Source organism: Micromonospora sp. C28ISP2-4, from assembly GCF_030519385.1.
Lineage (GTDB): Bacteria > Actinomycetota > Actinomycetes > Mycobacteriales > Micromonosporaceae > Micromonospora > Micromonospora tulbaghiae.
The window spans coordinates 652,168-665,097 of the sequence record NZ_JAUMKG010000001.1 but is presented as its reverse complement, the minus strand read 5'-3'; the positions used below and the strand labels follow the sequence as shown (position 1 = coordinate 665,097).

The 12,930-nt window shown below is 73.3% G+C and carries 12 protein-coding genes; 7 read left to right on the top strand and 5 right to left on the bottom strand.

Going from position 1 to position 12,930, the window contains the following annotated elements; genetic code table 11:
• Nucleotides 1-410 precede the first annotated feature (410 nt).
• Nucleotides 411-1,307 carry a lytic polysaccharide monooxygenase gene (locus tag Q3W68_RS03120; RefSeq protein WP_302904005.1) on the top strand — a complete coding sequence of 299 codons (897 nt, stop codon included), beginning with the start codon at nt 411-413 and terminating at the stop codon, nt 1,305-1,307.
• Nucleotide 1,308: 1 nt separating this feature from the next.
• Here Q3W68_RS03120 and mgrA read toward each other — a convergent pair whose 3' ends face one another.
• On the bottom strand, nt 1,309-2,298 hold the full coding sequence (gene mgrA / locus Q3W68_RS03115; protein ID WP_302904004.1) for an L-glyceraldehyde 3-phosphate reductase: 990 nt from the start codon (nt 2,296-2,298) through the stop codon (nt 1,309-1,311).
• 57 nt (nt 2,299-2,355) lie between these two features.
• Here mgrA and Q3W68_RS03110 point away from each other — a divergent pair, with 57 nt between their 5' ends.
• The 5 genes from Q3W68_RS03110 (at nt 2,356) to Q3W68_RS03090 (ending at nt 8,808) form a co-directional block, all read left to right on the top strand.
• Nucleotides 2,356-3,324, top strand: a complete 969-nt coding sequence (locus Q3W68_RS03110) for an aldo/keto reductase (RefSeq protein ID WP_302904003.1) — start codon at nt 2,356-2,358, stop codon at nt 3,322-3,324.
• A gap of 70 nt (nt 3,325-3,394) precedes the next feature.
• Entirely contained in the window at nt 3,395-4,873 is a 1,479-nt protein-coding gene (locus tag Q3W68_RS03105) for a magnesium chelatase (RefSeq protein ID WP_302904002.1), read from the top strand.
• 2 nt (nt 4,874-4,875) lie between these two features.
• Nucleotides 4,876-6,831 (top strand): VWA domain-containing protein, encoded by a 1,956-nt coding sequence (locus Q3W68_RS03100; RefSeq protein ID WP_302904001.1) that lies wholly within the window; start codon nt 4,876-4,878, stop codon nt 6,829-6,831.
• A gap of 784 nt (nt 6,832-7,615) precedes the next feature.
• A complete protein-coding gene (locus tag Q3W68_RS03095) occupies nt 7,616-8,194 on the top strand; it encodes a hypothetical protein (RefSeq protein WP_302904000.1) in 579 nt (192 codons plus the stop codon).
• A gap of 137 nt (nt 8,195-8,331) precedes the next feature.
• Nucleotides 8,332-8,808, top strand: coding sequence for a hypothetical protein (locus tag Q3W68_RS03090; RefSeq protein ID WP_302904940.1), 477 nt, complete (start codon nt 8,332-8,334; stop codon nt 8,806-8,808).
• Nucleotides 8,809-8,823: 15 nt separating this feature from the next.
• Here the strand turns inward: Q3W68_RS03090 and Q3W68_RS03085 are convergent, their stop codons facing one another.
• Nucleotides 8,824-9,885, bottom strand: coding sequence for a GlxA family transcriptional regulator (locus tag Q3W68_RS03085; protein WP_302903999.1), 1,062 nt, complete (start codon nt 9,883-9,885; stop codon nt 8,824-8,826).
• Nucleotides 9,886-9,955: 70 nt separating this feature from the next.
• Here Q3W68_RS03085 and Q3W68_RS03080 point away from each other — a divergent pair, with 70 nt between their 5' ends.
• Complete coding sequence (locus tag Q3W68_RS03080; RefSeq protein ID WP_302903998.1) at nt 9,956-11,254, top strand: MFS transporter; 1,299 nt, start codon at nt 9,956-9,958, stop codon at nt 11,252-11,254.
• Between the two features lie 19 nt (nt 11,255-11,273).
• Here the strand turns inward: Q3W68_RS03080 and Q3W68_RS03075 are convergent, their stop codons facing one another.
• The 3 genes from Q3W68_RS03075 to Q3W68_RS03065 are packed head-to-tail and all read right to left on the bottom strand — an operon-like array spanning nt 11,274 to nt 12,850.
• A complete protein-coding gene (locus tag Q3W68_RS03075) occupies nt 11,274-11,996 on the bottom strand; it encodes an RICIN domain-containing protein (protein WP_302903997.1) in 723 nt (240 codons plus the stop codon).
• A gap of 58 nt (nt 11,997-12,054) precedes the next feature.
• On the bottom strand, nt 12,055-12,339 hold the full coding sequence (locus Q3W68_RS03070; protein ID WP_120573956.1) for a DUF427 domain-containing protein: 285 nt from the start codon (nt 12,337-12,339) through the stop codon (nt 12,055-12,057).
• A gap of 40 nt (nt 12,340-12,379) precedes the next feature.
• Nucleotides 12,380-12,850, bottom strand: a complete 471-nt coding sequence (locus Q3W68_RS03065; protein ID WP_302903996.1) for an aminoacyl-tRNA deacylase — start codon at nt 12,848-12,850, stop codon at nt 12,380-12,382.
• Between the last annotated feature and the right edge of the window lie 80 nt (nt 12,851-12,930).

The window sequence follows — 12,930 nt, the reverse complement described above, 5'->3', positions numbered from 1 at the left end:
GGCACCGCCGCAGGCTGGCCAGGCGCGGGGACCAGCGGGAGGAACAACGCGTACCCCTGGGTCCCGGGCGGCACCGTGACCGGAATGGCCCAGCCGGGCTGCCCCTCGGCACCCGGCCAGGGCAGCGGCGCGGGCGCGCCCTCCATGGTGGGCAGCACCAGCAGGTACGGCTGCGCGGGGGCGGGGACGCCGCCCGGCGCGGGCCCGGCCGCGGGGGCGGCGCGGGACGGCTCGGGGGACGGTTCCGGCTCGGGCAAGGGACGCTCCTCGATCACAGGGTTTGGTCACTCTAGGTCTCCCTGTACGCGTCCGCCGCCCCGGTTGTCCGTTCGGTCATGTCCCCTCGGCCGATCGGCGCGGATCGAACCTTTGCCGGCTCGCGGCCGTACCACTGGCGGGAGGTCGATCACATGGCCGCACGTCGCGCGCTCGCCGCGCTCGCCGCCGTCGCCGCGACGGTGCCGCTGGGCGCCGCGCCGGCCGTGGCACACGGTGCGCCGACCAGCCCGCTGAGCCGGTCCGCCGCGTGCGGACCCGAGGGTGGCCGGGCACAGACGCCCGCGTGCCGGGCCGCTATCGCCGCCGGAGCGGCGGTACGCGAGTGGGACAACATCCGGGCGGCCCGGATCGACGGGCGGGACCGGGACCGCATCCCGGACGGGGAACTGTGCAGCGGCGGGCTGTCCGCGTACCGGGGACTGGACCTGCCGCGCGCCGACTGGCCCGCCACCACGCTCACCGCCGGTGCCCGGCACACGTTCCGCTACCGCACCACCATCCCGCACCGGGGCACGTTCCGGTACTACGTCACCACCGGCTCGTACTCACCAAAGCGTGTGCTGACCTGGGCGGATCTGGAGGAGAAGCCGTTCCTTCAGGTGACCGACCCGCCGATCCGCGCGGGTGCGTACGAGATGCGGGGACGGCTGCCCGCCGGGCGTACCGGCCGGCACATCGTCTACGTCATCTGGCAGAACTCGGACACCCAGGACACGTACTACTCCTGCTCGGACGTGGTGTTCCGGGCGGCACGCGGTGCGCCGGACCCGCCGTCGGCAGCGCCGAAGGCGAGCGCCTCGCCTCCGCGTACCCTCGCCGGGGCGGCCACCGACGACGAGCCGGCCGTGCCGGTCGCGACGGTGACCGACGGCGGACCCTTCTCCCGGCCGTTGGTTCTCGGCGCGGCGGCGCTCGTCACCGCGCTGCTCGCGGCGACGGTGGTCGGACTGCGGCGGGCCGGCGGGCCGCCGCCCGGGCGGCCGTGCGGTGTCCGCAACCACCGCGCCGGACGGCGCCGGATCTGGTGACTCAGCCGAGCAGATCCTCGATCTCGGCCAGGTCGTTCCCGGCGAGGTCGAGGTTGTCCAACGCGGCCACGTTGCCCTCCAGCTGCGCAACGCTGCTCGCGCCGATGATGAGGCTTGTCATGCGCGGGTCGCGCAGCGCCCAGGCCAGGGCGAGCTGAGCAAGGGTCTGCCCGCGACGTTCGGCCACCGCGGCGAGCCCCCGCACCGTCGCCATCGTCTCGTCGTCGAGGTCGCTCTCGTTCAGGAAGACGCTCGTGCGCACCCGCGAGTCGGCCGGGATGCCCTTGAGGTAACGGTCGGTGAGCAGACCCTGGGCGAGCGGGCTGTACGCGATGCAGCCGGCGCCGACGCGCTCCAGCGTGTCCAGCAGCCCGTCGCTCTCGGTCCAGCGGTTCATCATCGAGTACGACGGCTGGTTGATCAGCAGCGGCGTGCCCAGGTCGCGGAGGATCTCGGCGGCCCGCTCGGTCTGCTCCGAGTCGTAGTTGGAGATGCCCACGTACAGCGCCTTGCCGGAGCGGACGATCGCGTCGAGCGCGCTCATCGTCTCCTCCAGCGGCGTCTCCGGGTCGAACCGGTGCGAGTAGAAGATGTCGACGTAGTCCAGCCCGAGGCGGCGCAGCGACTGGTCCAGCGACGAGATCAGGTACTTGCGCGAGCCCCACTCGCCGTACGGGCCGGGCCACATCAGATAACCGGCCTTGCTGGAGATCACCAGCTCGTCCCGGTACGGCTTCAGGTCGCCGGCGAGCAGCCGGCCGAAGTTCTCCTCCGCCGAACCGGGCGGCGGACCGTAGTTGTTAGCCAGGTCGAAGTGGGTGATGCCGAGGTCGAAGGCGCGGCGGACGATGTCGCGCTGCCGCTCGAAGGGCCGGTCCGGTCCGAAGTTGTGCCACAGTCCGAGGGAGATGACAGGCAGCTTCAGCCCGCTCCGGCCGGTGCGCCGGTAGATCATCTCGTGGTAACGGTCGTCGCTGGCGAGGTATGTCACCAGGCCATTCTGTCCGCACCGGAGCGCGTACGCAGCGGCGCGGGTACGTTCGGCCTCATGCGTTACGTGCGGCTCGACACCCCCAAACCCATTTCCAAGATCGGCCTCGGCACCTGGCAGTTCGGCTCCAAGGAGTGGGGCTACGGCCCCGAGTACGAGCGCCGGGCCGCCGAGATCGTCCGGCGGGCGCTCGACCTGGGTGTCACCCTGTTCGACACCGCCGAGCTGTACGGCTTCGGCCGCAGCGAACGCATCCTCGGCGCGGCGCTCGGCGACGACCGGGCCAAGGTCGTGGTCGCCAGCAAGATCTTCCCGCTGCTGCCGGTCGCCCCGGTGGTGCAGCAGCGCGCCGTCGCCTCCGCCGCCCGGCTCGGCGTCGGCGGCATCGACCTCTACCAGGTGCACCAGGCCAACCCGGTGGTCGCCGACACCACCACCATGCGCGGCATGCGCTCGTTGCAGGACGTCGGGCTGGTCGGCGAGGTCGGCGTCAGCAACTACGGCCTGCGCCGGTGGCGGTTCGCCGAGGCCGCGCTGGGCCGCCGGGTGCTGAGCAACCAGGTCCGCTACAGCATGATCGACCGCGGCCCCGAGGAAGACCTCATCCCGTACGCGGAGCAGGCCGGCCGCATCGTCATCGCGTACTCGCCCCTGGCGCAGGGTTTCCTCTCCGGCCGCTACGACGCCACGAACCCGCCCGCCGGTGCGGTACGCCGGGCCAACCCGTACTTCCTGCCGGAGAACCTGGAACGCGGCGCCCAGCTCATCGCCACGCTGCGCGAGGTGGCCGACGCCCACGACGCCACGCCGAGCCAGATCGCGCTCGCGTACGTGCTGCGGCACCCGAACGTGGTGGCCATCCCTGGTGCCTCCGGTGTCGAGCAGATGGAACGCAACGCGGCCGCCGCCGACATCGACCTCGCCGACGACGAGTACGCCGCACTCGTGACCGCCGCGCACGCGTTCCGTCCGGTCACCGGGCTGGCCGCCGTACCCCGGATGGTCCGCGCCCGCCTCGGGAAGTGAGCGGCGCTCCGGTGGCGTCCGCTGTCGCGGGAGCGACGACAGGCGCCGCCGGTCATCGGACCGCGCTAGCGTGGGTCGGGTGACCGCTCCCAACCAGGTTTCCCCGGTCCCGCCCGCCGACCTGCCGAGCACGCTCGGCGAGCTGCGCGCTACCGGCCACCAGTACCGCACGGTCAAACAGGAACTCCGAGACAACCTCCTCGCCCGGATGGGCTCCGGCGAGGACCGCTTCCCCGGCATCGTGGGCTACGAGGACACGGTGCTGCCCGAGGTCGAGCGCGCGCTGCTCGCCGGGCACGACATGGTGCTGCTCGGCGAGCGCGGGCAGGGCAAGACCCGGCTGATCCGCTCGCTCGGCGCGCTGCTGGACGAGTGGACCCCGGTGATCCCCGGCTCGGTGCTCAACGAGCACCCGATGCACCCGATCACCCCGGCCTCCCGGGCGCTGGTCGACTCGGCCGGCGACGACCTGGCGATCGGCTGGCTGCACCGCTCGATGCGGTACGGCGAGAAGCTCGCCACGCCGGACACCAGCGTCGGCGACCTGATCGGCGACGTCGACCCGATCCGCCTCGCCCAGGGACGCACGCTCGGCGACCCGGAGACCATCCACTTCGGGCTCGTGCCGCGCACCAACCGGGGCGTCTTCGCCGTCAACGAACTGCCCGACCTGGCCGAACGCATCCAGGTGGCGCTGCTCAACGTGCTGGAGGAACGCGACATCCAGGTCCGCGGCTACCAGTTGCGGCTGCCGCTGGACCTGCTGCTGGTGGCCAGCGCCAACCCGGAGGACTACACGAACCGGGGCCGGATCATCACACCGCTCAAGGACCGGTTCGGCGCGGAGATCCGTACCCACTACCCGCTCGACCTCGACCTGGAGCTGGCGCTGATCCGGCAGGAGGCCGACCTGGTCGCCGTGGTGCCGGAGCACGTGCTGGAGGTGCTCGCCCGGTTCGCCCGTGACGTGCGGGAGTCCCCGTCTGTCGACCCGCGCTCCGGTGTGTCCGCCCGGTTCGCCATCGCCGCCGCCGAGACGGTGGCCGCCGCCGCGTTGCGCCGTTCGGGGCTGCTTGCCGGTGCCGGCTCTTCGGGCGGCGGCGCTGCGTCAACGTCTCGTCCCGAGGCGCCGGTGGCCCGGATCGGGGACACCGTGTCGGTGACCTCCACGCTGCGCGGCAAGGTCGAGTTCGAGAGCGGCGAGGAAGGACGCGAGATCGAGGTGCTCGCGCACCTGCTGCGTACCGCCACCGCCGAGACGTTCCGCGCCCGCCTCGCCGGGCTCGACCTGTCCGGCTTCACCGCGATCGTCGCCGAGGGCGGCGCCGTCGAGACCGGCGAACTGGTCTCCTCGGCCGAGCTGCTGCGCCAGGTCGGCACCGTACCGGGGCTGGCCAAGGTGCTCGACCGGCTCGGGCTCGGCGACGCGCCCAGCCCGGAGGAGGCCGCCGCCGGCATCGAGTTCGTGCTGGAAGGGCTGCACCTGACCCGCCGGCTCGGAAAGGACGTCACCGACTCCGGGCGCACCGTCTACGGGGACCGGGACTGACGATGGCCGGCGGCAACCGCTTCCGGTACGGGCAGTGGCGCGGCGGACCCGACCCGCTCGCCCCGCCGTACGACGTGCGCGCCGCTGTGGACGCGGTCGGCTCGGACGTGCTGGCCGGCGGCAGCCTGCGCGAATCGCTGCGTGAGCTGCTGCGACGTGGTCCTCAGGGGCGCGGCGGGCTGGACGACCTGGCCGCCCGCGCCCGCCGCCTGCGCCGGGAGGCGCTGCGCCGGGGCGACCTGGACGGCGCGGTCACCCGGGCCCGGGCACTGCTCGACCAGGCGCTCGCCGCCGAACGCGACGAGCTGCGCGGCCGCGACGGCGACGACGCCCGGTTCGCCGAGGCCGTGCTCGACAACCTGCCCCGCTCCACCGCCCGCGCGGTGTCGGAGCTCTCCGGGTACGACTGGGTCAGCGCCGAGGCGCGGCAGACGTACCAGCGGATCCTCGACGGGCTGCGTGGCGACGTGCTGGAGCAGCGCTTCGCCGGGCTCCGCGACGCGGCACGGGCCACCGCCGACCCGGCTGTGCAGCGGCAGCTCGCCGAGATGATGCGCGACCTCAACGACCTGCTCGCCCGGCACGCCCGCTCCGAGGACACCACCGACGCGTTCGCCGAGTTCATGCGCCGCCACGGGGAGTTCTTCCCGGAGCGCCCCAGGGATGTCGACGAGCTGATCGACGTGCTGGCCCGGCGGGCGGCCGCCGGTGAGCGGCTCATGCGGTCGCTGTCGGACCGGCAGCGCGAGGAGTTGGCCGGGCTGATGCGCCAGTCGCTCGGCGACCGGCTCACAGGTGAGATGTCCCAGCTCGACGCCCACCTGCGGTCGCTGCGACCGGACCTGAACTGGCAGCGCGGCGAGCGGGTACGCGGCGACCAGCCGCTCGGCTACGGCGAGGCCACCGGCGCGCTCGACGAGATCGCCGAACTCGACGAGCTGCTGGACTCCCTCGACCAGGACCAGCCCGGCGCCACACTCGACGACGTCGACGTCGAGGCGGTCGCCCGGACGCTGGGCCGGGACGCCGCCGACGACGTACGCCGGTTGCAGGAGCTGGAACGCGAACTGCGCCGCCAGGGCTGGGTCACCCGGGACGCGGAAGGGCTGACGCTCAGCCCGAAGGCGCTGCGCCGCCTCGCCGGCACCGCGCTGCGGCGCGTCTTCGCCGACCTGACCGCCGGCCCACGCGGCCAGCACGACCTCCGCTCGGCCGGCGCGGCAGGCGAGGTGAGCGGTGCGTCACGCCCCTGGGAGTACGGCGACGAGCAACCGCTGGACGTGGTGCGCACACTCACCCGTGCGGTACGCCGGGCCGGCCCCGGAGTGCCGGTGCCGCTTGCGGTCGAGGACTTCGAGGTGATGGAGACCGAGCGGCGGGCGTCGGCGGCTGTGGTGCTCTGCGTCGACCTGTCGTATTCGATGATCTCGCAGGGGCGCTGGGGCCCGATGAAGCAGACCGCGCTGGCCCTGTCGCACCTGATGGCGACGCGGTTCCCGCAGGACGCGCTGCAGATCGTCGGCTTCGGCCGGGAGGCGATGCCGCTGACCCAGCAGGAGCTGGCGGCGGTCGAGCCGGACATGCAGCAGGGCACCAACCTCCAGCACGCGCTGCGGATCGCCGGCCGGCACCTGCGCCGCCACCCGGGCGCCGAGCCGGTGGTGCTGGTGGTCACCGACGGCGAGCCGACAGCGCACCTGGACCCGGAGGACGGCGAGGCTTACTTCCACTGGCCGCCGCTGCCGGAGACCATCTCGGCGACCATCCGGGAGGTGGACCGGCTGACCCGGTACGGTGCCACGCTCAACCTGTTCATGCTCGGCGACGACCCGGGGCTGCGCCGGTTCGTGGACGCGGTGGCGCGGCGCTCGGGTGGCCGCATGTTCACCCCGGACCTGGACGACCTGGGCGAGTACGTGGTCTCCGACTACCTGCGCTCCCGCCACGGCCGCCGCTGACCCCCCGCGCCCACGCCCTCCCGCCCCACGCGCGTTCTCGTCGATCTTGGAGTTGTGGCGCCCGCGATGCCCGCTCCGCACCCTTCGCGAGGCCCCACAACTCCAAGACCCGAAACGTTCCCTCCCGGCGCCCCGCGATCTTGCACTTAGGTACCCCGCAAACCACGCAAACGGATCATATCGAGGGCCCGAAATGCAAGATCGCGCGGGCGATCCCGTGGCGCGCAGCGCTCCCGGCCCGGGGTTGGGGCGCCCGGGTCGGGTCGATCATGAAGTTGGCGGTGTTCCGTGTCCGTTTTGTCGCCGCTAACTTCATGATCGACCAGGCGACGCTAGGCGTCTGTGGGGCGGTGTCCGGTTCGGGGGAGCCGTGAGGGGCGGCAACGCGTGAGACCCTGGCCTGTTTGGGTGGGCTGTCCGGGGGTGGTGGGCGGCACTCTGACGGTGGAATCGCCGGCGGGTGGGGGGCGTTGTAACCGGGTGAACGACCGAGCACCGGCCAGCCCCGCCAGTTGGGGCGCGGCCGCAGGGTCCGGGAATCATCCCGGGGCGGCGGTCGTTGCACACGGTTCCGACGACGTGACCCCCCCGCGCCGCCCTCCGGTGGCGTGCAGCGCCCGGGAATGATGCCGGGTGGTGGGTCGTTGGACATGCTTCCGGCGCCGCGACGAGGCACCCCCTTGCCCCGCGAGCGACCCGAACCCCCCTGAGACTTTTTGAGCGCCTGACGGTGCCCACGCATCCCGTCCCCCGGGTGCGTCGACCCCCGAATGGAGCAATTCTGATGAACACGATCCTGCGGAAGAGCATCCTCGGTATCGCTGGTCTGGCCTTCACCGGCGGCGTGTTCGCCGGCCCGGTCGCCGCTCACGCGGCGGACACCACCACCACCCACGCCAAGCCGGTGGCGGTGAGCGTGCAGGGCGACAAGCTGATCCCGCACGGCGTGCAGGGCGCCCAGTCCCACATCGACCTGAACGACGAGCAGGTCGCGAATGTGAAGGCGATCATCGCGGCGACGAAGAAGGCCGGCATGGACGAACGCGCCGCGGTCGTGTCGATCGCGACGGCGTTGCAGGAGTCGAAGCTGGAGAACCTCGGCCACCTCGGCGACCGCAACGACCACGACTCCCAGGGCCTGTTCCAGCAGCGCCCCTCCAGCGGCTGGGGCACCGTCGAGCAGATCACCGACCCCGAATACTCCACCACCGCGTTCCTCACCGGCCTCAAGCAGGTCGACGGCTGGCAGGACATGCCCCTGACCAAGGCCGCCCAGACCGTCCAGGTCTCCGCCTACCCCGACCACTACGCCCAGTGGGAACAGCAGGCCGCCGACCTCGTCGCCGAACACTGGAACAGCTAAGACGAACAAGCAAGACACACAGCGAAAGGCCGGCACCCCGAACCCGGGGTGCCGGCCTTCACGCGTCCGGGTGAACCGGGCGCGGTAGCACGGGTGGTCCCAGTCGCAGCGAGGGTTGGATGCGGGACATGGACGAGGTGGACGCCCCGGCACTGCGGCAGGCGTACGAGGAGTTGTTCGCGGAGATCGACGCGGGCGGGTTCGGGCCGCCGTCGGAAGGGCAGTTGAGCGCCGAGCAGATCGTCGCGCACCTCGCCGCCAACGACGAGTTGATGAGTGAGGCGACCGAGGCGGTGCTGGCCGGCTCGCCGTTCGCCTACTACGACCTGGAAACCATCCACCGTCCGCAACTGGACGCGCTGGTCTCCGAGTGCGGCGGGCTCGACGGCCTGGCCGCGTTGTTCCGCGCCACCAGCCAGAAGCTGTGCGCGTTGGCCGAGCGGCTCGGCCCGGCGGCGGAGACACCTGTGGACACGGTGCTACGCGAGGGCTTCGACCTGGACGTGGACGACTCCCTGCCCTGGGGCAGAGCGATGGACCTGCACATCCGCGTGCACCTGCCGCTGCACCTCGCGCAGCTCCGCGCCCTGCGCCGCCAGCCCCACCTCGCCTGACCGCCGGAGCGTCGATCATGCAGTTGTGGCAGTGGACGTCTCCGGCACGTCCGGCCTTGCAGGCGCCACAACCTCATGATCGACGGTAGTGAGCGCGGACGGGGCAGGGGACGAGCGGCGGAACGTGCGGCGGTAGGCGGTGGGGGATACTCCCACCCGCGCATGGAAGTGCTGGCGCAGTGCGGCGGTGGTGCCGAAACCCGCATCCCGGGCGATCCGGTCGACGCTCAGATCCGTCGTCTCCAGCAGTACCCGGGCGTGCTCGGTGCGCTGCTGGAGCAGCCACTGGGCCGGGCTGAGCCCGGTCTCGGAGCGGAAGTGCCGGGTGAACGTACGGACGCTCATCCGCGCGTGCGCCGCCATCTCGCGCAGCGCCACCGGCTCGTGCAGCCGCTGCCGTGCCCACTCGCGGGTGGCGGCGGTGCCGTTGTCCGCGTCGCGGGGTACCGGCCGCTCGATGTACTGGGCCTGCCCACCGTCGCGCCACGGCGGCACCACGCAGCGCCGGGCCGCCCGGTTGGCCACCGCGCTGCCGTGGTCGGTGCGGACGACGTGCAGGCACAGGTCGATGCCGGCGGCCACCCCGGCCGAGGTGAGCACGCGGCCGTCGTCGAGGAAGAGCACGTCGGGGTCGAGCGGTACGCCGGGGTGCAGGCGGCGGAAGCGCGACGCGTACGCCCAGTGGGTGGTGGCCGGGCGGCCGTCGAGCAGGCCGGCGGCGGCGAGCACGAACGCGCCGGTGCAGATGGACATGACGCGGGCGCCCCTGTCGTACGCGGCGCGCAGCGCGTCGGCCACCTCGGCGGCAACCGTGCCGTCGAGCAGCGGCGAACCGTTGTGTATGCCGGGGACGATCACGGTGTCGGCGGTATCGAGGAGTTCCAGGCCGTGGTCGGGGAGGACCTGGAAGCCGGCGCTGCTGCGTACCGGCTGCCCGCCGGGAGTGCAGGTCGCCACGGCGTACAGCGGGGTGCGGTCGTCGGCGCGGGCGGCGCCGAGGACCTGCGCCGGGGTGCCGAGGTCGAGCGCCACCACGCCGTCGAGGGCGAGGACGGCGACCCGGTGCGGTACGGACATGGCCCGATTATTGCGCACGATGGCTTTCCGGCCACTCGTCGGAGGAACCGGCCGGCCCGAGACTCGGTTGGTGACCCGATCCCGCCTGCATCCGGCCTGGCTCGTCGCCGCCGTCGCCTTCGTCGCGCTCGTCGGCGCGGCCGGTTTCCGGGCCACCCCCGGTGTGCTGCTGCACCCGCTGCACGCCGAGTTCGGCTGGCCGCTGGCGACCATCTCCGCCGCCGTCTCGGTCAACCTGCTGCTGTACGGCCTGACCGCGCCGTTCGCCGCAGCTCTGATGGACCGGTTCGGCATCCGCCGCGTGGTGGCCGGCGCGCTGGTGCTGGTGGCCGCCGGCAGCGGCCTGACCGTGGGGATGACGCAGAGCTGGCAGCTCATCCTGTGCTGGGGCGTCCTCGTCGGGCTGGGCACCGGCTCGATGGCCCTGGCGTTCGTGGCGACGGTGACCGGGCGCTGGTTCGTCGAGCGCCGCGGCCTGGTGACGGGTGTGCTCACCGCGGGCGGCGCGGCCGGGCAGCTCGTCTTCCTTCCGCTGCTCGCGGTGCTGGTGCGCGACCACGGCTGGCGCACGGCGGCACTCGTCGTCGCCGGGGCCGCGCTGGCGGTCGTACCCCTTGTGGTGTGGTTGTTGCGGGAGCACCCGGCGGACCTGGGGCGGCCCGCTTACGGCGCGACCGAGGTCGTGCCGCCGGCCCGGCCGGAGGGCGGCGCCGCGGCGCGGGCGGTCGGCGCGCTCGCCGCCGCCGCACGGACGCGGCCGTTCTGGCTGCTCGCCGGCGGTTTCGCGATCTGCGGTGCGACCACGAACGGCCTGGTCGGTACGCACTTCGTGCCGGCCGCGCACGACCACGGCATGCCGGAGACCACGGCCGCCGGCCTGCTCGCCGTGGTCGGGATCTTCGACATCGCCGGCTCGATCGCCTCCGGCTGGCTCACCGACCGGGTCGACGCCCGGCTGCTGCTCGGCGCCTACTACGCGTTGCGCGGCGCGTCGCTGTTGGTGCTGCCGAGCCTGTTCGCCGACTCGGCCCGGCCGAGCATGCTGGTCTTCATCGTCTTCTACGGCCTGGACTGGGTGGCGACGGTCCCGCCGACCGTGGCGCTGTGCCGGGAGTGGTTCGGCGCGTCCGGTGCCGTGGTGTTCGGCTGGGTGTTCGCCGCGCACCAGTTCGGCGCCGCGTTGGCGGCCACCGGCGCCGGTCTGGTCCGGGACCGGCTCGGTGACTACGCGCTCGCCTGGTACGTGGCAGGCGCGCTGTCGATCGGCGCGGCCGGGTTGTCGCTGCTGCTGCGCCGGCGTCCCGCCGGGGAACCCGCGTTCGCGCTGCCGGTCGCGGCGGGCCGGCGGGCCTGGAGCTACCGGGGCTGACCGGTCGGCGCCACCGGGGTCAGCCGGCCGCCCACTGCTGCTCGGGAGCGCCGCTGCACGGCGCCTGCTCCAGCTCGCGCCCGGGCTCGGTGCCCGCGTCGTCGACCTGCGCGCACTTGCCGCTGTGCACGGCGACCAGCAGCGCCGCGCCGTCACCGGCCTGCTGGAACCGCCACTGCTGGTTGGCCTGCCCGTTGCAGGACCACTGCTGCACGTCCGCGCCGTCGTCTGTGCTCGCCTCGTTGACGTCCAGGCACTTGCCGCTCGCCGCGTTCACGAGCAGGTACGTGTCGTTTGTGACCGGCGTGACCACCCACTGCTGCTCCGGGCCGCCGGTGCAGTCGGCGAGCGCGGCCTGCGCGCCCTCGGCCTCGTCGCCCGTCACGCCGAGGCAGCGCCCGGACGGCACGCCGCGCAACACCTTCGGCGTGGCCACCGGCGCGGCCGGTGTGGTCGGTGCCGCGCTCGGCGAGGGCGACGACGACGGCGTGGGCTCCGCCGTCGGTTCCGCGCTCGGCTCGCTCGGCGCCGCGGTGGGCACTGCCGCTGCCGGCACCACCGGCCGGTCGCTGCCGCCGCCGAGCACGCCGGTGGCGAAGAAGGCCCCGAGGAGTACGCCCGCCACGCCGACGCCCAGCGCGACCCGCATCAGCGGGTCCTGGGGCAGCCGGACGCCACGGGCGCGGCGCGCGCCGCGGGCGCCGTAGACGGTGCCGGACGGGTCGGAGTGCGGGTCGGCCATGGGGGCATAGTGACCCACCGGGGCCGCCGGGTGCCAGTCGCCCCGGCGGCACGGTGACTCAGTCGACGACCCGGACGTCCTTCCAGAACGCCACCCGGTCGCGGACCATCTCCGCCTCCGGCTTGGGGTCGGGGTAGTACCAGACGGCGTCCGGGCTGGTGGCGCCGCCGTGTTCGAGCGTGTAGTAGGAGGCCGTGCCCTTCCACGGGCAGACCGTGTGGGTGTCGGACTCCCGGATCAGGTCGTCGCGCAGCGCGGTACGAGGGAAGTAGTGGTTGCCCTCGACCACCACTGTGTCGTCGCTCTCGGCGACGACGAGGTCGTTCCAGACGGCTTTCGGCATGTCCTCCACGCTATGCCGGTGGTCGCGTGCCGACCACCGCTCAGCGCGTCGGCTCCTCGTCGGTCACGTCGGCCACCGTCGCGCCGAGCGCGGCCAGCGTGGTGTCCGCGTCGACCGCGACGGCCAAACCGTGCTCGCCCGCGCCGAGCGTGATCTCCCGGCCGCGCAGCCGCTCGTCGGCGATCACCGGCCAGGCGGTGGTGGAGCCGAACGGTGTGATGGTGCCGCGCGCGTACCCGGTGGCGGCCTTCGCCGCCTCCGCGTCGGGCATCGACAGCCGGCTCACCCCGAGCAGGGCGCGCAGCTTCGGCCAGGAGATCACCCGGCCGCCGGGGGTCAGCACGAACAGCAGGTCGCCCTCGCCGCGGCGGACCACGATCGTCTTGACCACGTCCGGCACCTCGACGCCGCGCGCCGCGGCCGCCTCGGTGAGGCTCGCGACCGGACCGTGGCGGATCACCCGGTACGGCAGGCCGGCGTCGTCGAGTGCGGTGAGCGCGGGATTCGGCATGGCGGTCACGGTAACGCGCGCGTCGTCGGCGAGTCGTGGAAAGGCCACCGTGGACATCCCACGAATTGTCGTACCCGCGC